The organism is Nostoc sp. CENA543, assembly GCF_002896875.1.
Classification (GTDB): Bacteria; Cyanobacteriota; Cyanobacteriia; order Cyanobacteriales; family Nostocaceae; genus Trichormus.
Genome location: NZ_CP023278.1, coordinates 1,233,154 through 1,258,046, shown reverse-complemented (window position 1 = coordinate 1,258,046; position 24,893 = coordinate 1,233,154). Strand labels below are relative to the sequence as shown.

General features: G+C 40.1%; 19 protein-coding genes. 13 read left to right on the top strand and 6 right to left on the bottom strand.

Annotated features, from left to right (window positions below; all coding sequences use genetic code 11):
• Positions 1-213: 213 nt before the first annotated feature.
• From CLI64_RS05165 to CLI64_RS05150, 4 genes are all read left to right on the top strand, one after another.
• The gene (locus tag CLI64_RS05165) at positions 214-1,365 is read left to right on the top strand and encodes a sulfate ABC transporter substrate-binding protein (RefSeq protein WP_103136219.1); all 1,152 of its coding nucleotides are present in this window, start codon (positions 214-216) and stop codon (positions 1,363-1,365) included.
• Positions 1,366-1,541: 176 nt separating this feature from the next.
• On the top strand, positions 1,542-2,375 hold the full coding sequence (cysT, locus tag CLI64_RS05160) for a sulfate ABC transporter permease subunit CysT (protein ID WP_374703969.1): 834 nt from the start codon (positions 1,542-1,544) through the stop codon (positions 2,373-2,375).
• Positions 2,362-3,219, top strand: a complete 858-nt coding sequence (cysW, locus tag CLI64_RS05155; protein WP_103136218.1) for a sulfate ABC transporter permease subunit CysW — start codon at positions 2,362-2,364, stop codon at positions 3,217-3,219. Before cysT ends, cysW begins: the two co-directional genes overlap by 14 nt.
• A 173-nt stretch (positions 3,220-3,392) precedes the next feature.
• Complete coding sequence (locus CLI64_RS05150; protein ID WP_103136217.1) at positions 3,393-4,367, top strand: phosphatase PAP2 family protein; 975 nt, start codon at positions 3,393-3,395, stop codon at positions 4,365-4,367.
• Positions 4,368-4,690: 323 nt separating this feature from the next.
• Here CLI64_RS05150 and CLI64_RS05145 read toward each other — a convergent pair whose 3' ends face one another.
• Positions 4,691-8,884, bottom strand: a complete 4,194-nt coding sequence (locus tag CLI64_RS05145; protein ID WP_103136216.1) for a CheR family methyltransferase — start codon at positions 8,882-8,884, stop codon at positions 4,691-4,693.
• A 504-nt stretch (positions 8,885-9,388) separates the two neighbouring features.
• Positions 9,389-11,425, bottom strand: coding sequence for an NAD-dependent DNA ligase LigA (ligA, locus tag CLI64_RS05140; protein WP_103136215.1), 2,037 nt, complete (start codon positions 11,423-11,425; stop codon positions 9,389-9,391).
• Positions 11,426-12,000: 575 nt separating this feature from the next.
• On the opposite strand from ligA, the gene CLI64_RS05135 reads away from it, so the two are divergent.
• Complete coding sequence (locus CLI64_RS05135) at positions 12,001-12,369, top strand: general stress protein (protein WP_103136214.1); 369 nt, start codon at positions 12,001-12,003, stop codon at positions 12,367-12,369.
• 297 nt (positions 12,370-12,666) lie between these two features.
• Here CLI64_RS05135 and CLI64_RS05130 read toward each other — a convergent pair whose 3' ends face one another.
• From CLI64_RS05130 to CLI64_RS05115, 4 genes are all read right to left on the bottom strand, one after another.
• Positions 12,667-13,455: an SDR family oxidoreductase gene (locus CLI64_RS05130; RefSeq protein WP_103136213.1), complete on the bottom strand. Its 789-nt coding sequence runs from the start codon at positions 13,453-13,455 to the stop codon at positions 12,667-12,669.
• A 253-nt stretch (positions 13,456-13,708) separates the two neighbouring features.
• Positions 13,709-14,032, bottom strand: coding sequence for a hypothetical protein (locus CLI64_RS05125; RefSeq protein ID WP_103136212.1), 324 nt, complete (start codon positions 14,030-14,032; stop codon positions 13,709-13,711).
• Positions 14,033-14,123: 91 nt separating this feature from the next.
• A complete protein-coding gene (gene budA, locus CLI64_RS05120) occupies positions 14,124-14,915 on the bottom strand; it encodes an acetolactate decarboxylase (RefSeq protein WP_103136211.1) in 792 nt (263 codons plus the stop codon).
• A gap of 62 nt (positions 14,916-14,977) precedes the next feature.
• Positions 14,978-16,306: a TIGR03985 family CRISPR-associated protein gene (locus CLI64_RS05115; RefSeq protein ID WP_103140598.1), complete on the bottom strand. Its 1,329-nt coding sequence runs from the start codon at positions 16,304-16,306 to the stop codon at positions 14,978-14,980.
• A gap of 372 nt (positions 16,307-16,678) precedes the next feature.
• Between CLI64_RS05115 and CLI64_RS05110 the strand changes: the two genes are divergently transcribed.
• The 8 genes from CLI64_RS05110 (at position 16,679) to cas6 (ending at position 24,889) form a co-directional block, all read left to right on the top strand.
• Positions 16,679-16,984 (top strand): CRISPR-associated protein Csx3, encoded by a 306-nt coding sequence (locus tag CLI64_RS05110; RefSeq protein ID WP_103136210.1) that lies wholly within the window; start codon positions 16,679-16,681, stop codon positions 16,982-16,984.
• Positions 16,985-17,047: 63 nt separating this feature from the next.
• Complete coding sequence (locus CLI64_RS05105) at positions 17,048-17,974, top strand: CRISPR-associated protein Csx3 (RefSeq protein WP_103136209.1); 927 nt, start codon at positions 17,048-17,050, stop codon at positions 17,972-17,974.
• 24 nt (positions 17,975-17,998) lie between these two features.
• On the top strand, positions 17,999-20,302 hold the full coding sequence (gene cas10, locus CLI64_RS05100) for a type III-A CRISPR-associated protein Cas10/Csm1 (RefSeq protein ID WP_103136208.1): 2,304 nt from the start codon (positions 17,999-18,001) through the stop codon (positions 20,300-20,302).
• A gap of 8 nt (positions 20,303-20,310) precedes the next feature.
• On the top strand, positions 20,311-20,790 hold the full coding sequence (csm2, locus tag CLI64_RS05095) for a type III-A CRISPR-associated protein Csm2 (RefSeq protein ID WP_103136207.1): 480 nt from the start codon (positions 20,311-20,313) through the stop codon (positions 20,788-20,790).
• Between the two features lie 2 nt (positions 20,791-20,792).
• Entirely contained in the window at positions 20,793-21,767 is a 975-nt protein-coding gene (gene csm3, locus CLI64_RS05090; protein ID WP_103136206.1) for a type III-A CRISPR-associated RAMP protein Csm3, read from the top strand.
• Complete coding sequence (csm4, locus tag CLI64_RS05085; RefSeq protein ID WP_103136205.1) at positions 21,764-22,828, top strand: type III-A CRISPR-associated RAMP protein Csm4; 1,065 nt, start codon at positions 21,764-21,766, stop codon at positions 22,826-22,828. Before csm3 ends, csm4 begins: the two co-directional genes overlap by 4 nt.
• A 7-nt stretch (positions 22,829-22,835) precedes the next feature.
• Positions 22,836-24,125 carry a type III-A CRISPR-associated RAMP protein Csm5 gene (gene csm5 / locus CLI64_RS05080; protein WP_103136204.1) on the top strand — a complete coding sequence of 430 codons (1,290 nt, stop codon included), beginning with the start codon at positions 22,836-22,838 and terminating at the stop codon, positions 24,123-24,125.
• Positions 24,125-24,889: a CRISPR system precrRNA processing endoribonuclease RAMP protein Cas6 gene (gene cas6 / locus CLI64_RS05075; RefSeq protein ID WP_103136203.1), complete on the top strand. Its 765-nt coding sequence runs from the start codon at positions 24,125-24,127 to the stop codon at positions 24,887-24,889. The genes csm5 and cas6 overlap by 1 nt, the downstream gene beginning before the upstream one ends.
• The last annotated feature ends 4 nt before the right edge of the window (positions 24,890-24,893 follow it).

Sequence of the window (24,893 nt, the reverse complement as noted above, 5' to 3'; positions counted from 1 at the left end):
CTACAATCTGGGTTACTGACACTTTCTTATGGAAGCCACACTCAACAATCTGTTTTATTGCCAATGAAACTGGTAAAATTTCTATATTTCCCATATCTCCGATAGAGAATATGAAGTTTTTTCTTGTCAATTGCACAATGTATCTGTAATTATTGTATATATATACAACTGTATTTACATCGATTAACCGTATATTCTCTAGGAGAATTTGGCATGAGTTTGTGGCAGCGACCCTTCCAACAATTACGACTAACTATTAAACAGACCAAAAACCACTTCAGATTTAGATTTAGTTCCGTCAAAGGCTTTGTATCACTGATGATAGTAGGGGCAATGTTGAGTGTTACCCTTGCAGCCTGCTCTGGTGGTAGTGAGACAAATGCTACTGGCGAAGCACCTACAGCCAACCCTGTGGCTGCCAACAAACAGAACGTGGAACTTACCCTAGTTTCCTTTGCTGTCACCAAAGCCGCCCACGAAGCCATTATTCCTAAATTTGTCAAAAAGTGGCAACAAGAACATAACCAGACTGTCACCTTCAGACAAAGTTATGGCGGTTCTGGTTCTCAAACGCGTGCTGTCATCGATGGTTTAGAAGCGGATGTCGTTCACTTAGCACTAGCACTAGACACCCAAAAAATCGAAAAAGCGGGATTAATTTCTCCAGGTTGGGAAAAAGAAGTTCCTAATGATGGCATCGTATCCAAATCAGTAGCAGCCATCATTACTCGTTCTGGCAACCCCAAAGGCATCAAAAATTGGACAGACTTAGCCAGAGATGACGTGAAGCTAATTACTGCTGACCCCAAAACTTCTGGAATTGCCCGTTGGAACTTCTTGGCTCTATGGAATGCTGCCATTAAAACTGGTAGTGATGATGCCAAAGCCCAAGAATTTGTCACGAAAGTCTACAAAAACGTACCAATTCTCACCAAAGATGCCAGAGAAGCCACAGACGCATTTGCCAAACAAGGCCAGGGAGACGCTTTAATTAACTACGAAAACGAAGTCATTTTGGCACAGCAAAAAGGTGAGAAACTAGACTACATCATTCCTGAAGTTAACATTTCTATCGACAATCCTATTGCTGTTGTTGATAAAAACGTTGATAAACACGGTAACAGAGAAGTAGCAGAAGCTTTTGTCAAATTTCTCTACACACCAGAAGCACAACAAGAGTTTGTCAAATTAGGATTTAGACCAGTAGATGAAACATTAGCTCAAACTAAAGAAGTCAAAGATAAGTTTCCCTCAGTTAAAACTTTGGGTACTGTTCAAGAATTAGGCGGTTGGCAAACAATTGATAAAAAGTTCTTTGCTGATGGCGGTGTGTTTGACCAAGTGCAAGCAAGTATTAAAAGATAGGGAATTGGGAATAGGGCATGGGGCATTGGGCATTGGTAATGTACCCTTGTCTCTCTTGTCTTCCTTGTCCCCCTAAACCCCCACACCCTTACACCCCCGCACCCTTACACCCTTATAAATTGAATTCGGAGCGCAGTGAAGTGACTTTATTTCCTAGTGCGGAAGTAGATAGTAAAATTTCCCCTTGGCAAAAATTTATCCGTCCAGTGATACAACTTCCTTGGACATGGCGCATTACTTTGGGATATCTGACTGTGATGTTATTTCTCCCAATGGCGGCTATGTTTTTGAAAGCCAGCACAGAACCACCGTCTAGGTTTTGGGAAATTGCTACTAGTGATTTAGCTTTAGCAACTTATAACGTTACTTTTGTGACATCGTTGCTGGCTGCTTTACTCAATGGTATCTTCGGTACTTTGGTGGCTTGGGTGTTAGTGCGCTATGACTTCCCCTTAAAAAGAATTATAGATGCCACCGTAGATTTACCGTTTGCATTGCCTACTTCAGTAGCAGGTTTAACACTGGCAACGGTATACAGTGATAATGGCTGGATTGGTTCTTTGCTGGCACCAATGGGAATCAAAGTATCATTCACGCGCTTGGGTGTGTGGGTGGCGATGGTGTTTATTTCTCTACCTTTTATTGTGAGAACAGTGCAACCTGTACTCCAAGAAATGGAAATAGAACTGGAAGAAGCGGCTTGGTCTTTGGGTGCTTCCCAATGGCAAACTTTTTGGAAGGTGATTTTACCTCCTTTATTACCATCTATTTTGACGGGTATAGCTTTGGGTTTTTCCCGTGCGGTGGGTGAGTATGGTTCGACGGTAATTATTGCTTCTAATACACCGTTTCAAGATTTGATTGCACCTGTATTGATTTTCCAACGCTTAGAGCAGTATGACTATTCTGGTGCGACTGTGATTGGCGTGGTGTTATTAGCTATTTCCTTAATATTACTGATAGGAATCAACTTATTACAAGCTTGGACAAGAAGATATGACAACAAATAAAAAGCCTAAAGTTAGTCAATCCCGCCCCAAACAAAAAGATAGCTTGGTTCCCACAATTTTAATTGTGATTGCGATCGCCTATCTCGCGCTGATTCAATATATCCCGGCAATCAACGTTTTTGTTCAAGCTTTTAGTAAGGGGATAGAACCTTTTATTGAAAACCTCCACCGTACTGACTTTATCGCGGCGGCTAAATTAACCTTAATTTTGGCGTTGATTTCTGTCCCATTAAATACAGTATTCGGTTTATGTGCAGCGTGGGCGATCGCCCGCCATAAATTCCCCGGACGGGCTTTCGTGTTAAGTATCATTGACCTGCCTTTTTCCATCTCCCCAGTAGTTGCCGGTTTAATGATTGTTCTACTTTACGGGAGAAATGGCTGGTTTGGCCCGATTCTACAAGCCAATGACATCAAAATTATCTTCGGTTTGCCGGGGATGATCTTAGCTACCGCCTTTGTCAGTATGCCTTTTGTAGCCAGAGAAGTTATTCCTGTACTAGAAGAATTTGGTCAAGACCAAGAAGAAGCCGCCAGAACCCTGGGTGCAAATGATTGGCAGATATTTTGGCGCGTGACTCTACCTGGGATTCGTTGGGGTTTACTCTATGGTTTAATTTTGACCAATGCCAGAGCAATGGGTGAATTTGGTGCGGTTTCCGTGGTTTCTGGCAACATTGCTAACGTTACCCAAAGTTTACCTTTGTTTGTAGAAGAAGCCTACAAACAATACGAAACGGAAGCAGCATTTTCGGCGGCGGTGTTGTTAGCACTGCTTGCTGTTGTCACCTTGATCCTCAAAGAAATTGTAGAAAGGAAGACACGGATTAAGGATGTAGAGTAGGGCATGGGGCATAGATGAGGAATTGGAGCAGGGTGCAGGGTGCATGGGGGAGAAGAATTTCCCCATTTCCCCCTGCCTCCTTTTTCCCAGTCGCCAATTCCCAATGCCCAATTCCCAATTCCCAAATTCGAGCGATCGCCTATACTAAAATACAGTTCAGGACTGTTTCCACAATGAACGGGTATTTTAGTCATCATTCCCATCAGCAGGATTTAATCCAAGCTATACACACATCTGTCAAAGGTAGAGGCAGATTTAAAGTCAAAGGGCTACATCAGTCGGAATTCTTGGCGAAACACATTGAATTATGCCTGATCAAAGCAGAAAACATTGTGCAAGTGCGTGCTAACCATTTAACAGGAAATGTGTTGGTGATTTTTCATCCTGATTGTAGCCATAGTGCGATCGCTTCTCGACTTCAAGATGTGGTTTTAGATTACAGCAAAGCTACTAAAACTCTTCCCATTACCACAGTTACAGCACCCGTTCAACCACAATTAAACGAACTCAACAATCAATTAATCTTAGGTTCTGCGGCTGCTACTACTCTGATGTTAAGTAGTGGGATTTTATATCAATATGGTTTAGATGAAGGCATTTTATTAGGGCTACAAAAGCTACACAATCCCCTACTGGATGCCATCATTAAGGGTGTGACTTTTTTGGGAGAGCCAACATTTTTCCTAGGAATTTGTTCAGCATTAGGAATGAATCTTTGGCAAAACCAACGCCAGCGCGAAGCTAAGGCTTTAGGTTTAGCAACAATCGGTGCAGTGGTTTTAAATGGGTTGTTTAAAGAATTATTTAGAAGAGCGCGTCCCACACTTTGGGATTATATTGTCAATGCAGTTCACTATAGTTTTCCTAGCGGTCATGCAATGGTTTCTACCGCAGTTTATGGCTGCATTGGCTATATTTTAGCGAAAGAGTTTCCCCAATGGCGTAAGCAGATTTTAACTTCGACGACAGTTTTAATTTTGGCAATTGGTTTTAGTAGACTTTATTTGGGAGTGCATTGGCCGACGGATGTTTTAGCTGGATATGCTGCCGGTTTATTATGGCTGATTGTTTGTATTCTCTATTTAGAATGGGAGCAAAAATCTAGTTTCACAGATAATTTTCAGCAGATATTACCAGAGTTAAATTAACGTAAATTCGATGAATATTTTTTGACCCCACCCCCAGCCCCTCCCCGACGCGGAGAGGGGAGTAAAAAAGGGGTGAGCAAAAAAAGGTGTGGGAGGTGTGGGGAGTGTGGGGAGTGTGGAGGGTAATTTGTTGGATACGTAGCTAGAAATCCCACACAAAATTTCGCTCGCCCGTAAAAAAGAAATTGAATCAATGAAAAATTAAACTTTTAAAGCCTCTCCCCGCGTCGGGGAGAGGTACTCTATGAGAAGAGCTTTGCTCTATGGAGAGGGGTTTTTAAACCAATGCTTAAGTTTTGAATTGATTAGCCCCATGCCCAATGTCAATTCATTCTGCCAGCCAATGTAGCAACTACAGACAATAATTGTGGAGGTTCAACGGGTTTAGCAAGGTGTGTTTGGAATCCTGCTGTTACCGCTTTTTGATGTTCTGCATATCCAGCATAGGCGGTGAGGGCGGCGGCTGGGATTTGTCCACCGGCTTCAGGACTTAGCTGTCTGATTTGACGAATGAGTGCATAACCGTCTTCTTGGGGTAGCCCAATGTCAGATAAGAGTACGTCGTATCCCCCTGGGTTTTCTGCTAGCTTTGATAGTGCTTCTTGTACGGATGCTGCTTGTGTAACTTCTGCGCCATGATCCTCCAGGACGATTTTAAATAATAGGCGGATGTCTGGTTCGTCATCTACGACAAGTACCCGCACGCCTTCCAGGGAGGGAATGTTATCTATGGGATATTCTGGCTCATTTGTTGATGCTGTTGCGGCTGGCGCGATCGCCTCAATATTTTCTGGTTGGCTAGTTTGCAAAGGTAACGTAACTGTAAAAGTTGTTCCCTGACCTTCTCCTGGGCTGGCAACTTCAATTGTACCGCCGTGGAGTTCTACTAAATGCCTAACAATAGAAAGCCCCAACCCCAAGCCAGGATTTGAACGGGTTCTGCTACCATCAGCTTGACGGAATCGCTCAAATACATAGGGGAGGAAGTCAGCACTGATTCCTTTACCGTTATCACTGACTTGAATCTGGGCGTGAAGTTCAGTGTAATTGAGACTGATGTCAATTTCTCCGCCTTTTGGGGTAAATTTAATGGCGTTAGATAGTAAATTCCAAATAATTTGCTGTAGGCGGGTAGCATCACCGACTACAGTTTTGGGTGTAGAATCTAGCCTGGTGGCAATGGTAATATTTTTGACTTCTGCGGAAAGACTAACCACTGCAATAGCAGATTCAATTACAGGAATTAATTCCACAGGTTGAGCATCAAGACGCAATCTCCCGGAACTAATACGGGAAATATCTAGTAAATCTGTGATTAAATGGGCTTGAGCCTGTGCGCTACGTTCTATTGCTTGCAATCCTTGAGTGATCATCTCTTTGTCAAGACCATCTCTTTGCAACAATTGTGACCAACCCAGTAAGGAATTAAGGGGGTTTCGCAGTTCATGGGAAAGAACTGAGAGAAACTCGTCTTTGGCGCGGTTAGCGGCTTCTGCGGAATTGCGGGCTGATTGTTCTTGGGCTAAAAGTTGTGTGCGTTCTGCTTCTAGCTGCTTTTGCTGGGTGATGTCTTCAATCACCAATAGAATCATTTCTCTGTTGTCTTCTATAGACATTTTTCGGGCATTGAGACGCATAATTTTGTGTCCGATTTGCTCGAAGTCATGCTCAACTTCCAGACCGTAAAATTGAGTTTGCTGGGGGAGAATATCTTCTAGGAGCGATCGCAACAAGGGAATATTCCATTGTCCATTGCCAATTTCATAGACTAGACGTTGTTCTGTGTCTTCTGGCGCAACCTGGAATGTTTCATAGAAAAACTGATTTGCACTCAGCACCCTTAAATTTACACTCAACACCACCAAAGATTCCCGCATGGTATCTACAATTGCTTGGGCGTAATCTCTAGAGGCTATCAATTGCTCAGTGCTACGTTTTAGGGCATCAATTTCTACTAACACGACTACAGCACCGTCAATTTTATTGTCTATTGTCCGATAAGGTCGAATTCGTAGGTCATACCAATGACCTTCGTTGTCTTGAACTTCTTGAGTTTTAAAGCTGAGATTACGGATTACCTCTAGAATTTGTCGTTCTAAGTCAGGAATATTGAGATTGTGGTTAATATCACTGATGGGTCTGCCAATGTCGCTGGGAATCAGATTAAAAATGCTCTCAGCTACGGGAGTAAAACGACGAATCCGCAGATCACCACCCAACATTAAAATCGGAATATTAATACTACTCAGGAGGTTTTGTAAATCGTTAGTAACTTGAGTAGATTCTAGATTACGTCGTTGTAATTCGTCGTTAATTGTGTTGAGTTCTTCGTTAGTCGCTTGAATTTCTTCTTTAGCTGTTTCTAATTCCTCATTTGTACTTTGTAACTCTTCATTACTAGAAAGAATTTCTTCATTAGCATCTCTCAAGTCTTGATTTGTGGCTTGCTGTTCTTCAATAATCGATTGCAGATATTCTTTAGTATTGGCTAACTCCTGCTTGAGTTGCTGAATTTCTTCCTCTTCATTATTTTTTTTGCGTCGGCGAGCAATATTGCTATTACTTACTTCTAACGACACCGGAACTGTTAAAGTCATGTCTGCAAACATAACGAGAAAGTAACGTTCTGTACCACCAGAAATTTTAAATGGCACTACATCAAGGCGTATCTGCTTAATTTGCTCATTTTCTTTTAGTTGTATTCCTTCTTTGTTGATAGGGATTCCCCGCTTTTTAGCTTGGTGGATAGCAGTGCGTAATTCTATACGTAATTCTTCTTTTGCCATCCGCAGCAAATTAAAACTTGGTCTACCTGGAGGCGGTTGCAGATAGGGACTAGTTTGTCCACGAAATTGTAAAATTTCTAGTTCGTCATTAATAATTACACCAACTGGAGAGTATTGATTTAACACAATCCTGTCAGCTTCTTTTTGCATTTCTAAATCATCTGGCACATCTAAGTTCAATGGTGGACGGGAGTTGGCAATTTCAAGAGGATAGTTGCTTGTAACTAAATCAATTCCCAGTCTTGCTGGTGCTAGCTTACGGGAATAAATTTTATACTTCCTATCGACTAAAGTAAACAAGTCAGTAAATTCACCAACTGTTTCAGAAGTACCTAACATCAAAAAGCCACTAGACTGGAGTCCATAATGGAAGACTGGTAGTAGTTTTTTTTGTACTGGACTTCCTAGATAAATTAGCACGTTTCGGCAAGTAATTAAATCCAGTCGCGAAAATGGCGGATCACTAATCAGGTTTTGTCTAGCAAAGACGCACAATTCCCGCACTGGCTTACTAATTTGATAACCGCCTTCCACCTGAACAAAGAAACGCTGTAACCGTTCTGGTGAAACATCTGCTATTTGAGAAGGTTTATAAATCCCGGCTCTAGCTTTCTCAATTGCTACATCATTGATATCAGTAGCAAAAATTTGGATGGTGGTATTAATTACCTGATTGCTTAAAAACTCTAGTAAACAAATGGCTACAGAGTAGGCTTCTTCACCAGTGGAACATCCCGCTACCCAAATGCGAATGGGTGAATCGGGTTTTCTATCTTTGGCAATAGTTGGAAATACTTTCGTCTTTAAAACCTCAAAGGCTTCAGGATCACGAAAAAAGCTAGTAACGGTAATTAAAACATCCTGATATAAAGCAGTAACTTCTACAGGGTTATCTTGCAGATAACGAACGTAATCTTCTAGCCTTTCTAATTTATACAAAATCATCCGCCGCAGGATGCGCCGCTTTAAAGTTGTTAGTTTGTAGTGATTAAAGTCAACTCCCGTAGCAGTTCTTAGTAGACTAAAAATAGTAGTCAGAGCTTCTCCGGTTTCTGATATGCTATCCACTGGTTTAATTGAGGTGCGATGATTGACATAGGGATGAGAGCTAATTTTTGCCAGTTCTGCGGCAATTTGTTGTGGTGTTAAAATAAAGTCTACGTGACCAGAAGCCACCGCAGTATTTGGCATACTACTAACTTTAGCCGATTCTTCACACTGGGCAAAAGTAATCCCACCAACTCCTTTAATAACTTCTAATCCCCTTGCGCCATCAGCATCACCGCCTGATAACACCACGCCAACAGCTTTGCTACCTCTATCTTCCGCTAAGGAAAAAAAGAATTTATCAACTGTGATCAAATGTCCACGAGTTTTCTGACGCGGACTTAGTTTCAGTATCCCTTGGGAGATAGTCATCGTCGCATTAGGTGGGATGATATACACATGGTTAGGTTCTACAGCCATCTCATCCTGTGCTTGCACCACGGGTAATTGAGTTTTACGCGAGAGAATCTCAGGTAACAAACTTTTTTGACTGGGACTTAAATGTTGAATTAATACAAAGGCCATACCCGTGTCAGTAGGCAAATTACTAAGTAATTCTATAAATGCTTCTAATCCACCAGCAGAAGCTCCCACCCCAACAACTGGGAACAGTTCGTTGTGCTGGTTTTCTTGCTCATTAGAAGCATGAGATTGAGATTTTTTATTAGAGCGTTGGGAAGTCATGATGAGCCATTGATAAGAATTCGGGGTTTTATTTTTAAACGGTGAATAAATTTGGCTTGTTTTACTTTATCCGAATGCAACTACATCATGTAGATTGGAGACATAATACATAAATGTATCTATCCAAAGATGTAAAACTAAATTCTTATTTTAGAGGGTGTTTAAAAAAATACTTGGATAGGAATTTAAGTATATTCTGATCTCCCCTAACCCCCTTAAAAAGGGAATAAGAATCACAGTTTCTCTTGTTAAGGAAGGAGAAAATAGAAATTAAAATCCCCTTTTTTCATGAGAAGTAAGAATCAAAGTCTCCCTTTTTAAGGGGGATTTAGGGGGATCTAAACTGACTTGATTCAATGTTAAAGAATATTGAAACATCCTCTCATACACCAATTATTTTTTATCAAGGCATTAAAAAATGCAGTCTTTACAATATTTTACAGATCAAAACATTTATACAATCAGATACAAAATTTGCAAAATCTGCGTCTAGAGTATGATGTATTAATTTTCTAAAATCTCTAATAGCTGCGCCTCAGTTAATTGTGCAATTCCCAAGGCTTGGGCTTTTTCTAATTTAGAACCTGCGTCCTCACCCACAACTAAATAGTCAGTTTTTTTGCTCACTGAATCTGTCACTTTACCACCAGATTTTTGAATTAAAGCTTTTGCTTCATCGCGCTTTAACGTGGGCAAAGTTCCTGTCACGACAAAAGTCTTACCCGCTAGCTTGAGGTTAGCATTGTTAATAATTGGTGTTTCTTCGATGTTAGCAAATTGTAACCCGGCTGTTTGCAACCGAGTAATTAAATTTTGATTGGCATCAATACGAAACCATTGATAAACAGACTGGGCGATTTCTGCACCTATACCATAGATACCCTCAATATCTGATTGTTTGGCTGAGGCTAACTGTTCTACTGTGCGGTATTTTTCTGTGAGTAATTGAGCATTGACGCTGCCGACGTGACGAATACCTAAACCATATAATACCCTTGACCACGGCTGATTTTTTGACTGTGCGATCGCCCCAATTAATTTTTCGGCTGATTTTTGTCCCATTCTTTCCAATACTAATAATTGTTCTGTTGTCAAATCATATAAATCAGCAACGGAATGTACTATTACTTTATCTACGAGTTGATGGACTAATTTTTCTCCCACACCTTTAATATCTAAAGCATCGCGACTTACCCAATGTTCAATTGAACCTTTGAGAATAGCCGCACAGGAAGCATTCACACAGCGCGTTACAGCTTCCCCTGTTTCCCTCACCACAGACTGTCCGCAAACGGGACAATGGGTAGGCATAATAAAGGGTTGAGTATCTGGGGGACGTAGTTCTTTGAGTACCCGCACCACTTCGGGGATGATTTCCCCGGCTTTGCGAACAATCACAGTATCACCGATGCGGATATCTAATTGGGCAATGCGATCGCTATTATGTAAGGTAGCACGAGATACGGTAGTTCCTGCTAATTCCACGGGACGCATTTCTGCTAATGGTGTTAACGCGCCTGTGCGTCCTACATTCACAGCAATATTTTCTACACGGGTGGGTGCTTCTTCGGCGGGGTACTTTAAGGCTACCGCCCATCGGGGAAACTTTTGGGTAAATCCTAACTGTTCTTGCAACTTATAGGAATTTAACTTGACTACCACCCCATCGGTCATGTAGGGGAGATTTAATCTTTCTGTATCCCAATATTTATAGTAATCTGCAACGTCAGCGAGAGATTGGCAAAGTTTGTGATTGGGATTTACCCGAAAACCCAATTTTTGCAGCAATTCCAACGCTTCCCATTGGGTGTTTGCAATACTTGCGTCATCTCTCCCCGGAATGTGCAGTGTATAAGCAAAAAAATCTAATCTTCTCCGTGCCACAATGCGAGAGTCTAATTGTCTCAGTGTACCAGCCGCCGCATTACGGGGATTGGCAAATAACTGTTCTCCTGCTTTTTGGCGTTGTTCGTTAATTTGTTGGAACACTTCTAAAGGTAAAAACGCTTCCCCCCGCACTTCGATTTTCTCGATTACTTCTAAGCCATCAAAATTTAACCGTAAGGGAATGGAACGAATTGTCCGCACATTTTGGGTGATATCTTCTCCCATTTCTCCATCACCCCTAGTTGCACCCCTAACTAAAACGCCATTGTGGTAAGTTAAAGCCAGAGCTGAACCATCAATTTTTAATTCAGCTACATATTCAGGCGGCTCTGTAGGCGATACTTGTCTATGCCAACGTTGATTCCATGCTTGCAATTCGTCAATATTAAAAGCATTCTCTAGACTGTACAACGGCACATTGTGGCGTACAGAGGTAAAATGTGTAGCAGGTCGTTCCCCGACGCGCTGAGTCGGACTATCTGCTGTAATGAGTTCTGGGTATTGAATTTCTAACTGTTGCAGTTCTCGGTATAACTGGTCATAGACGGCATCCTCCATAATAGGCGCATCTAAGACATAATAAGCGTAACTAGCTTTTTGCAATAATTGGCGCAGTTCTTGAGCGCGACTGACTTCTGATTGAATTTGACTCATTAGACTTTAACTATAAAATACCCAACAGATAAAAGTTATAGGTCATAAAACCTGCTGTTGGCAGGTTCATTTTTCTTGATGTTTACTCTAGTTAATAATAGTCTGTTGACTGAAAATTTAAATCCACTCAACCAAAAAAGCATATTCTATCTTGTTCATATACAGGGAAGGAAAAATTGCACAAAAACATGAAAGCTGAAGTTGCTACAGCTTACGCGATATACGGAATTGTGAAAGCGGAAGCTCTTGCAGACTAAGTTGAAGCTGCTACAGCTTACGCGATATACGGAATTGTGATCACGGAAGCTCTTGCAGACTAAGCAGAAGCTGCTACAGTTTACGCGATATACTTAATTTCTCAGCAAAAACGGCTAGTTTTATTACGCAACTACCTTGGCGACACCTTTTTGAAAGTAAGACACTCAGGTGATATGTCTAAAGTACGAGTTTACCCTGACATGATTCTCACCAATGGATAATGATATAAGTAATTGACTGAGCTACATTCAAGGCGTGACCAGTAAAAATTGGTACTGGATAAAACATACACTCCCCCATCTACAAGGAGTTAAATTATGTCAGACACAAGCAAACGCGGTTTTGCTTCAATGGATGAAGATAAACAGCGCGAAATTGCTAGCAAAGGCGGACACGCTGCTCACGAAAAGGGAACTGCTCACGAATTTACCCCTGAAGAAGCGCGGGAAGCTGGACGCAAAGGCGGCGAAGCTGTCAGCCAAGACAGAGAACACATGGCTGAAATCGGTCGTGAAGGTGGTAAACACTCTCACGGTGGCGGACGCAAGAAAAAAGATGAGGAAGAAACCGAAGATAGTGAAGCTAGTGAAGATAGTGGAGAGGAAACCAAAACCCGTGGCGGAACAAGAGAACAACACGCCGAAGCGGGAAAACAAAGCCACAAGAACACAAAAAAGAATAAGTAATACCAATTCGCAATTCGCAATTCGCAATTCGCAATTCGCAATTTGCAATGGGTTAACGCCCTGTTTCTCTACGAGACGCGAACGCTACCGCAATTCAGAAATTCAGATATTATCTGGGTTTAAAGCTTTGCATCTTTTGCCTAATTTTGGAGAATTGGTATAAATTCTTCTGGTTTTAATGGTTGACTTTTAACTGTTAACTGTTGATTGATAAATGTTGCTTTGGGAACGTGCAGCAGCTTTGATATTGACGAATGTGAGAGACTTGGTGTAGCAAGCCTCTCACCTTGTTTTGTTTTAAAATGTGCCGCTATGCAGTCCGCCATCAACTTGTAACATGACTCCATTCACAAAGGAAGCAGCAGGTGAGCAGAGAAAAACCGCAACATTGGCAAATTCTTCTGGTGTACCCATACGTCCTAATGGTATGTTGGCGTTGATTTGCGCGATTTCTGCGGCTTTGGTTTGACCAGTTTTAGCCATGCGAGCGTTAATTAATTCATCTACTCTTTGTGTGTATGTCCATCCTGGTAAAATGCTGTTAACACGGATGCGATCGCTACCTAATTCTTGAGACAAAGTTTTAGTTAATCCAATTACCCCCAGCCTAATAGAGTTCGACAACACGAGATTTTGTACTGGTTGTTTAGTGGAGTTAGAAGTAATAGTTAAAATAGCAGGATTTGCAGATTGTTTAAGGTAAGGTAAAGCACATTTAATCAGGCGCACTGCACTGAGCAACATTAAATTTACTGCTGCTTCCCACATCCCTAAATCAGTATCAGCAAAAGTCCCCGCAGGCGGGCCACCAGCATTAGTCACCAGGATATCTAAGCCACCAAATTTTTCCACGGTAGCATTAATGACTCGTTCAATATCTGCTTGTTGCGTCACATCTGCACGTAAACCTAACACCTCTGCATGAGTTTCGCTGGCTATTTCTTGTGCAGCCTGATTAATTAATTCACTACGCGCACAAATGACAACTTTCGCCCCCTCACGCGCAAATTGCCACGCCGTAGCTTTACCTAAACCTTTACTAGCTGCCGTTACTAATACTACTTTGCCACTAAGTCGCAAATCCATAAATATACCTTTTTAGCACCATACAAATCCTTATGAGGATTTTACAAAACAGTGCTAGGTTCAAAGCATAATTTTACTCAGTAACAAAGATAGATTGGCGTTGCTGATTGAGAATATGAATTGGCTCACGCAAAGGCGCAAAGACGCAAAGGTGCAAAGCAAAACAAGGGTAATTTTGCATTTCATACTTTGATTCAGCAACGCCGAAAAATTTTTCCTAATCCCCAGTCCCCAGTCCCCAGTCCCTAGTCCCCTATTTAGCAACATCTTCAAAATCTGCTACTGCACAAGCAAATTCTCGAAACGCTGTTTTAATCAAATCCTCTTTCATGTTTCGTTCTAAAGCTGTGTCACGAATTAAGTCGGCTAACTCAACAAATAGCAGCGATATCATAAATCTATCCTGCCGGTCGATTTGCTTTAAGCAAGATAAAATGAACTCATACAACTCTGTTTTTCTGGGTTTAGTTTGTTCATCCCAAATTTGTAAGCCAAGGCGAAAAGTTTTTAAACGTATCTCACTAGTAGTGTAAGGTTTATCCTTATAGCGAATTGATACGCGTTGGGGCATTTCCATAAATTAAGCATATAGATTCACTGTAAAGTCAGTATTCAACTCTATTTTGAATCATCAGGAAAAATATTTGATTTTTAATTAAATATAAAAATTAACGTTCAACTTGATTGATTTCAACTGCTCTACCATCTCCTAAATCACCTTGGGCAAATCCAGTATTTTTAGGTAAATTGATGGCAACATTAGACATTCTACTCATTTCTACTTGCAGATTTTGCAACTGCCCATCTAATAAATGCCCACCAGTTTTTTTATCTTTAGTTATAAAATGAAAGTGATATCCAGTCACATTTACTCCTGCCATATAAGCAGGGAGACGGAAGCCAACTAAAGTTCCATTAACGTTTTTAAATTCAAAAATAGTTTGGGCTTTGACGGCATTGACTAAAGGTGGATAAGGCGGTTTTTGTTTGGGGACACTCCGCACTTTGAGATAAGGAAAATTACCTTGTATTCGCAGCGCATAGGGATAATTTTTTGTAGTTATTTTTTGGTCTAGAGATTGCTGCATTTGCTGATAAGTCATTTGTCCTGGTAGCCGAATTGTAGTTTGGGGTTTAAAAAAAGTTACCACGGCAAAAGGACTTTTCATCTGATTTGAGATGAGAGAAGCAACACCATTAGATTTAATTTGATAAAATTTACCATCTAGGCCAATCATCTCTCCATCTAAAGCGTTGACTGTTCCCAAGCCAAAATCACCATGTTTTTTTAATTCTTGAAAATTAGTATCTCCGTCATAAACACCTGCGGCTAAAGCACTAATTGTAGATGTTTGAAATAAAGTATTGGCGGGGGTTATTTGCTGTGAGTTTCCAGGTAAAACAACACCGACAGTAGTGATAGTTAAACCAGCTATCCAGATATAAGGCTTGAGTTTCATGTAATGAATTTACTTGTGGTGAGAATCACAGAAAATATACAGAATACCGGTGATAAATTCAATTACAAATTGTAAAGTTGAAATTCTCTAGCCACATCTCTAGCAATACTTTGTCGCATATCCCAAGGGAGAAAAACTTCTACTCTTGGTCGCCATGCCCGCAACCGCATAATAACATTGTGATCACCATGTCGATACTGCACACGGTAGTAAGCATCATCAGGGGAACGATGAGCCAGAACTTTTAATAATTGCTCTTGTTGTTCTGGATTGGGTGTATATTTTTTGATGAGATTTTTAGCTTGGGCATAGGCGATCGCTTTAAATGTATCATGGCGAAAGGTGCGGCGAATATAGCGATCGTGATAATCTCGGTCAAAGCGTAGCAACATCAAGCGAGACTGTAAATAAAAATCAAACCCCCAAGCTAAAGACATTTGCATTTCAATTTCATCTGGGGTGGGTAAATTGCGCTGGTGGTAGCGTTGGATGAGATTTTTAGGGATGTCGCGATGTGTCCATTCAATGGGGTTGATATCTTCAATTCTATCGAGGCGGAAGTTATACCACTCCGTCTTTAAATCAGGACTTTCCCCAAAAGCGCACAGATAAACGGCACGCTGAACATAATAAATACACACTGGATAAACTGTACAAAGAAAAATGTTTTTTAACCTCGCACTGTTGTAAGTTATTTGAATAGGCGGTACTGGTGTTTTTGCCCAGAGTCTTTGTAACTCATGTTGCCAATTTTCTATCTCATCTGTTGCTGTGACTACAAAATCTAACTTAAAGAAAAACCGCCGTACACCACAGATTTCTTGCGAAAGATTTTGTGCGATCGCCACTAAGTCCTCTTGATTGAGAAAATTTAATTCATGGGCGTGTAATTTGGTAGTCATCGGGCGCGCCGGGAAATACTTGACGCGGTAATATTTTTGTTGGTGCTTTTCCAACCACCCCAATTCAGCCAGGATATCTAAATCAGCTTGCAAACTGCGACGCGTCACCCCAAACAAGCGTTGTTCTAAAAGTTTCTCTAAATCAGGAACTGGTGTATGTGCTTGCACGGATGCTAACCACTGCGATCGCTCCAGTCCTGTTTTCTGGTTAAACAACCATTCCGCCGTAGTTTTAGCACAGGGACAGCTACGGTTATGCAGTGGCGGCACAGTTTCCCCTTTTGGATGGGTAAGAGTAAAAAAAGTATCACGCCACTGAGCCAAAGAAAAACCATCATCTAAAAGAATACGGTCTTGAGAATCACCGTACAGAGAGCGCAACCACACCCACAAACGCAATGCACGCGGTAAATTTTGCTTAAGCGAACCCCGCGCTAGCCATTGTAATAATTCAACTTGTGGGACATCAGTAAAAATTTGTTCAGACACTGTTTTTAGGGAATTGGGCATTGCGAATTGGGCATGGGGAATGGGGGTCAATATTTCTCCCTTGTCTCCCTCATCTCCCTACCTCCTGACCTATAGCATACGACACTTTGGAAGTGGCATCTTCCAGCAGGGTGTATGATGTATCAATCAAAGGAAAAAACAATGACCATCATTTTAAAAACCCCTTTCCAAACCTCTCCCCTGCAAGGAGAGACGTTTTGAAAGCTTGATTTATCAACAAAATTAGCCATATTTAAGCCCCTCTCCGCGTCGGAGAGGGGTTGGGGAGAGGTTCATCAAGTTCATATTGTTTAATGGTGATTGTTATTTTTGAAGTGTTAATTTAGAGTTTTGAATTTGGAGCAAATTAACATGAGTTCTTACAAAATCGAGTTAAAAGACGGCATTTTAAGGATTGGCTTTGGCGAACCTGCCCAAAATGACCAAATTGTGCGCGATGCGGCTGCAAGGTTAGAGGAGATGACGACATCCGGCGAATTAGCTGGGGGTCAATTACTGAAAATTAACGGGCCGATATCTATACCTGTAGCTTTTGTGTTAGCACATAAACTGGCTCATATCTACGGTGCAGTAGCTTTTTATGATCCCAAATTAGCAAAGTATGTGGTTTCTATTACCCATAATCCTGCGTATAAATTGGGTGATTTAATTGATTAAAGTTTGGTAATCAAAGGTTTATTTGGTACAAGCCAGAATCAATGCTTTGTCATTAATTACATAATGAGTACCTACTATCTCAAGTTACAGGGTGATGTCCTCAAGGTAGGATTTGGTAGTACGCTGGCTACAGGCGATCGCATTGTCCGTGATGTAGCGGCAAAGTTAGATGAGATGATAGCTACAGGAGAATTATCCGGTGGTGAACTCATCAAAATCAATGGACGAGTTTCAGTATTGGTTAGTCAGGTATTAGCAGATAAGTTAGGGAAATTGTATCAGGCGATCGCTCTATTAGATCCCAAAATCGGCGCACCAGGAATAGATAGATATGTCATCACCATTAGCAGACATCCCCAATATCAAGTCGGAGATATTTTGGATGTGGTGCGAGACTCGCAGGCGCAAACTAACCTCAAAGTTGTGTTGTGTGGTTTTGCCAATACCGGAAAGACTTGCTTTCGGGAGGGATTAAAACAAGCACTATTGCAGATTCCCGACGCACCAGAATCATACTTTATTTCCGGCTGTCCCGATGGCGATGGTTCATGGTACAGCGAAACCGCCAGACGTGATCCTGATTTAGCCGCCGAGTTGAAAGCAGAATACAAAGCGGGATTTAGTCCAGAGTTCGCCAAACTGAAGGCGCAGGAAGTTCGAGGTGTGAATACTCCCATATTCGTCTTTGATATTGGGGGAAGAATCTCCGACGCGAACCGCTTGATTATGAAAGAGGCTACCCATGCGGTGATTTTAGTCAAAGATGAGTCTGAGATTGAGCCTTGGGTAAAGTTTTGTGATGAGTTGAGCTTGGAAGTTATTGCGATCGTTTTTAGCGATTATTTTGGGAATAATGACGTTATTAAGTCGGAATTACCGATTTTACGCGGTACAGTTCATAGATTACAACGAGGTGAGGATGTATCGCAGCGTCCAATTATCCAGGCTTTGGCGCGGTTGTTGGTGGGGTTGAGTAGTGATTCACTTTGAAAGTTTCAGGGAGATCAAGTTTGTATGGTAACTAGTTCTAAAGACGTTGCATTACAGGTAATTCAGCAGGCGATCGCAGCTTTAGCAAAATGGTCTGGCTTTACTCATCCTACCTTAGAAAAAGAGTATCCCGAAGTAACTAGAGCAAAGGAAATATTAGGCTGGAAACCTGATACAAATGTTGGAACTTTGCGTTTAGTATTTGACAGTGTAGACTTACCTGATGAACCAAAGAAAGAGAAAATACAACAGAATTATCACCCACTCAAAGTAATTGATAATGACCATCAAGAATATCCAGATATTCCTTATCCTTTGGATTCTGAACCTAGTTCGGAACAACAGAAAGCTTTCCAATTAGAAATTAATCAAGCACTGAGAAATCATCTCCAAGATAACTGGGTAAACCTTTCTTTATTGATGCTGATATTAGAAAAATTTGGTTCATGTCTCAGCTTTGGGCAATCAGATATAGCTTTGGTGGACATAGCCAGAACAACAGCAGCGATCGCAACAGCTTTACTTAACAATCCTGCTGAGGAAATTAGCTTAATTGCTGGCGATTTATCAGGGATTCAAAAATTTATTTATACTATTTCTTCTGATGGTGCTTTAAAATCCCTCAGAGCCAGGAGTTTTTATTTAGAATTGGTCACAGAAGAAGTAGTACAGCAATTACTATCGAGATTAGAGATTCCGCGAACTAATGTAATTTATGCTGGTGGTGGTAACTTATATATTTTGGCATCGGGAACGGAAAACACTAAAAAAGTCGTTCAAAAAGTAAGAGAACAATTTAATACATGGCTGTTAGATGAATTTCAAGGTAAAGTGTTTCTTGCTTTGGATTATTTAAATTTTCCAGTTACAGAAATTGCCAGTGCTGAATTTGCTAATCATTGGTCAAATGCAACCAAAAATCTAGCTCTACATAAATCTCAGAAATTTGCCGACCAAATTAATAAGTTTATTGCGCCAGAGGATAGTCATGAACCATGCAAGGTTTGTCACCGTGATGATGTAGAACCAGAAACATTACAACCTCTTAACAAACATGAGCCAGATTCCGTCTTAGCTTGTGAAATTTGTTGCAGTATGTTTGATTTAGGAAGTAATTTATTTGGAGTGAAAGCAATTGTACGCTCAACTAGTGATAACGTAGATAGTCAATTTTTTCCACTGTCATTTAAACTGCCTGCTATTGATGACTTTCCTGGTGTCAATATTTATTATTACTACTTTAAGAATTGGAAACCAATAGTACCAGAGTCTGATACAGTTCTATTAGTTAATGATTGGAATTTAGATCATTATCAATTCAAGCATTTTAAAAATGTTTCTACCTTGTTATTAGGTAACTATGGCAAGGAAAATAAAACAGACGAAAATAATCAAGAAGAAGCACAAGGCTTTCTGCGTGCTGAAGAAATGGCAGCAAAAGCCCAAGGTATTAATAGAGTCGGCTATTTAAGAATGGATGTAGACCGACTTGGACAAATATTTGCTAAAGGTTTTGGCAAGAATCAAACTTTACCAAAATTGGCTGGAATTTCACGGGAAATGAGCTACTTTTTTAAGGTGTATTTAAATAGTTTGGCAGAGCAAAGAAATGTAAATATTCCCCAAAAAATTACACAATTGTCAGATAAAAATGAGAAATATAATATACTATTTATATATGCTGGTGGTGATGATTTATTCATTAGTGGAGCATGGAATGAAGTAGTAGATTTTGCATTTGATGTTTATCAGTGCTTTCGTGCTTATACTGGCAATAACCCAGATATTACCTTGTCAGGTGGAATTAGTATTAATGATGCCAAGTTCCCTCTTTATCAATCTGCTGAATCTTCAGGTGATGCTGAGAAAGCAGCCAAAAATAATGGTAGAGATCGTTTAGGTTTATTTGGACAAGTTTTTAAATGGGATGAATGGTTAGGAACTGCTAAAGTTACTAATTTTGATGCTGTGAATAAAAATTATAATAATCCCGAAACAAAGAAACCCTCACTGTTAGGTATCCTACCTTTTGTTCAAAAACTAGAACAGCAAAATATTGGGGTTAATTATGCTCGTAACTTTGTACGTAATCTGCTAATCACCGCACAGATACAAGAGCAAGCATTGAAAAAGTTTGAAGAAGATAATAAATCAGAGGAGGCTTTAAGCACTCGCTATTATTTGCATTTACCAAAGATTGCTTATACTTTAGCGAGATTACCCAAGAATGTACTAGACGATAATGATTTTAGGACTTCTTTAAAAAGTCCATATAACGCGCCTTATTTTCGGGCGATCGCAACTTGGATTGAACTCTTAAACCGCTAGTAATTTATATGCCAGAACAAATTAAACCCAAACAATCTTATCCACCAGGAAATTCCAGAACATCAAACCCTCAAACTAATACTAGTACAACACAGAATATTGTTGAGGACATCATCAAAACCATTAATGATTTGACAGATGGTTTGAAAACATACCCTATACGTAACTTAGTTAAACACGCAGAAGAATTTGGCCCCTATCTTAAACAGCAAAGGTTAGAAACTAATCAAGTTCGTAAATTTTTAGATGCTGTAAATCGGTTAAAAGCTGACTTAGCTGAAACAGGTGATTTTGCCAAAATTGAAACAGAAGTAGTTCTGTTGAAACCCAAATTAGCATACGCCGCAGCTAGACAAAGAGCCGCTAAACCATTAGGTGAAGTGATGTCAGCCGCTATTGATAAAGTTCACAGCAAAGAAGATTTTGAACGTCTAGTTCAATTAATTGAATCAATTATTGCTTATCACAAAGCTGAAGGTGGAAAATAATTATGCCAGTATCATACGCACAAAAACCCCTGCTTGGTAAATTAACACTCACCAGCCATCTTTCCGCCGAAACTGGATTACATATTGGTGGTGGTGGCGAAAATTTAGATATCGGTGGATTAGATAAACCTGTAATTCGTGATCCTTTAACTAAATATCCTTATTTACCAGGATCATCAATTAAAGGAAAACTACGTTCTATTTTAGAAAGGTTGTTAAATAAGCCTCTAAATCGTACAGGGGGAAGTGATACTTGGCGTTATGAAAGTGATGATTTAGCTGATGGATTTACCGAAGTAGAGCGCGGACAGTTTGTTGCTTACGAAGGTGCGAGAACCTGTCAAGTTAGCCGCTTATTTGGCTCTACTGGTGGTTCTAAATTTTGGATGCCAATAGAAACTGCTAGAGAAGAAGGATTATTTTCAGACAAAAATCGTACACACACAATTCAAAATCAAAATTGTGTCCAAGTTAGTCGAGGACGTAATGCACCAGCTAGATTAATTATTCGTGATAGTCATTTAGTAACAGAATCAGCAGAGAAGTTAAAGCAAGTTGACACTGGTTTATACATGACCGAGTGGAAATTTGAAAACGGTATTGACAGAGTAACAGCAGCCGCCAACCCCAGACAACTAGAACGTGTCCCAGCAGGGTCAAAATTCAAATTTGAATTAGTTTACACCGTAGAAGATGCCAGCCAAGCTATAGAAGACTTACAAAATATTGCCATAGCTCTCGCCATCCTTGAAGATGACGCACTCGGCGGACATGGTTCAAGAGGTTATGGAAAAGTTAGATTTCAACACTTCAATTTTTCCTATCGCAGCTTGGCACAATACCGCCAAATGACAAATACTCAAGGGACATCAGAGATTCAACCATTTCAACCCATCGCTAACACTCAAGAACTTTTAGAGAACTTCGGAAACTTACGCAACTACATTCAACGATTATTGCCAGGAAACGAATCATGAGTGTTTGGAAATTAGTAAAACTCAACTTTGGCCGAAGTCCGGCGCACTTTGGCGAAGTGGGAATTGGGATGGAAGAAACAAGCGATCGCGTCCGTTCTGATGCTTTGTTTAGTGCTTGGGTAAGTATTTATGCACGGTTGTTTGGTAAAGAACCAGTTGAGGAGTTGTTACAGCAATTCCCCACTAAAGACAAACCGCAACTAGCACCCCCATTCCGTATCAGTTCTACATTTGTTTACAGGGAAGTAGACGGAGGCGATCGCACAATCTACTATCTTCCTCGTCCTCTGAAATTTCCTACTAACTACCCTGATGATGATTTAGCATTTTTTAAAACCTACAAAAAACTCAACTACTTACCGCTAGAAGTGTGGCAGAGGTGGTATCAAGGGGAGGGATTTCAAGAAAGTGATACTCAGGAATTAATTGCTGAAACCAAAGGTAACTCTCAGGGAGACTTAAAAACATTAGGAACTTTTGACTACAAAAAAGCCTTTAAAATTGATAAAGTTCCCAAGATTGCCGTTGATAGAGTCACTAGAGCAACCAACCTTTATCATACTGGCTTTGTACAATTTGCTTGGGAAAAAGAGAAAGCGGGTTTATACTTTCTTCTGCAATTATCTCCAGAAGGTGAAAAATTAGCAGATAAATTGCAAGCAGCATTAAAACTATTAGGAGAAGAAGGAATTGGCGGAGAACGTTCTAGTGGTGCGGGAAGATTTGAAGTTAATTGGTCAGATTTACCTGAAATTTGGAAGCAGATAGTTGACTTTAAAAATGGTAAATACCACAGCATTGTAAGCTTATTTTGGGATTCTGAAATAAAAGCAGATTGCTTAAAAAATGCCAGTTACGAAATACAAGAACGGGGTGGTTGGATAGCCGAAAGTCAACTAAGGCGCAAAATGGTACGAATGTTTGCTGAAGGTTCTGTTTTCCTCTCATCACCACAAGGAATGTTAGCAGATGTGACACCTCAAGAATTTGAAAAACTCAAAAAACATAAAATTTACCGTAGCGGTATTAGTTTAAGTCTGCCAATTAAAGCCAAGGAATAATCAAAATATGGTGGCTTCGCTTCCTTCGCATCTCCAAAAACCTGACTTTTATCAATCAAAAAGAATACAGTTAACCAGTCCTATTCTGCATATTGGTTCATCTGCATCTAGATTGAATCCATTTGAATACGTACAGACAAGTAAAAAAGTCTATCTTCCCAATCAAGAAGCATTAGCCAAGGGTTTATTATCACAGGGTGGCAGCTTTTTTAATGACTACATTCAAGCAATTGAAGAACGTCGAGACATCACCAGTCTTTTAAAGCAAGCCTTTGGTAATGAGTGGTGGAATGCTAAAGATACAAATGATAACCTAATTTTTCCCAAAGAAGCCATCAGCCAAAAGCTAACATCAGATAGAATTACAGATTTACGTCCCATGATTCGCAATGGTATGGGACAATTATTCATCCCTGGTTCTTCAATTAAAGGCGCAATTAGAACAGCCATAGCCTATCATTTACTCAAACACGCTGATCAATATAAAGTCCCTGCGTCTAAACAGTTAAGCGCAATTGAAGAAACTTTGAGACAAAAATTAGGACAACTCAACCCATATCAGCAGAAGTTCTTAGATGATGAGCTATTTATGAACAGCTTATTCTCAGAATTTCAACTCACATATCAACACAGAAACTTTTTCGCTAAAGGGCCAAATGCTGATTTTTTAAGAGCTATTAAAGTTACAGATTCTCAACCATTAATAGAAGATAAAATCACTACAAAAACAGGTAAACAAATACCCGTTAATATTCCTGTAGTAGCAGAAGTAGTTATTTCTAGCAGGTTTCCTGACTACTTAGCCAAGTATAAAGCATCTATCTATGCTGAAATGGTGCGTAATGTCCAAACAGAATTTACCCTGACATTAGATACAGAAATGCTCTCTTGGTTTAAACATCAAAAAGGAATGAGACTACCATTTAACAACCTTGATGAATTAGTACAAATATGTCAAGAGTTTACCCAAGAACAATGGGATTATGAGCATGATTACTGGCAAGATATCAAAAACAATCCCAAAGTATCAGGCAAGAATTTAGATTTTAGTTACATTCGAGAATTTTATGAATCAGAAAAATGTCCCTATAGCCTCAGATTAGGTTGGGGTAGTGGAATGACAGGAACAACTATAGATTTATTGTTTGCAGATGAAATGCGTGAAAAAATCCGTGATACTTGTGGTTTAAAAGCACCTGGATTTGAAGCCCCAAAATCTCGAAGAACAGTAATGAATCCCAATGGTGAAATTAAGTTTGTACCTGGATGGGTTAAATTTAAGAGTTTATCAAAATAATGCTAATTCGTTCTACATGGATACTGAGTGTATCTGAATCAACGATTTTACCTCGTTCCTATAACTTGGAATTAACAAAGCAAATACATCAACAACTAGGCTTAGAAATGGGAGGAGATAAACCTGCTGTTTCTTATTCTGGAATTATTGGTTCATATTCTAAGACAAAAGAATTTTTAACTTTTTATCCAGATGAATTTTATCAATTATCACTTTGTGGATTACAAGATATAGCATCCAAGACAATTTCTCACTTTAATTTTGCTGATTCCTTAGAATTATTTGGAGCTAAATTTAACATCATCAACCGCGAGGATGAAATTACCAGCTATGAAGAACTATACACAACTCTTGTAGGAAATGAGCCAGAACCATCTAGACGCTTTGACTTGCAATTTATCACACCCACAGCTTTTGCTCAAGGTGCAACAAACTTACCTGTACCTGTACCAACTTTAATGTTCCGTAGTTGGTTAGAACGTTGGAATCATTTTGCACCTGTTTATTTAGGAGGTGATGAATTAATAGCTTATCTGAGTAATGCAGTCATGATTAAAAATCATAAGATTCAAACACGAACTTGGCAATTACATAAAGGGTTTGTCAATGGTTTTGTGGGCGATGTGACTTTACAAGTTTTCAACCGTGCTGATCCCTTACTAGCGAATGTCGCTAATTTATTAGTGCAGTACGCGCGGTTTGCTGGTACGGGAATGAAAACCCGCTTGGGTATGGGACAAATGCAACTTACTGACAAGAATTAATTTA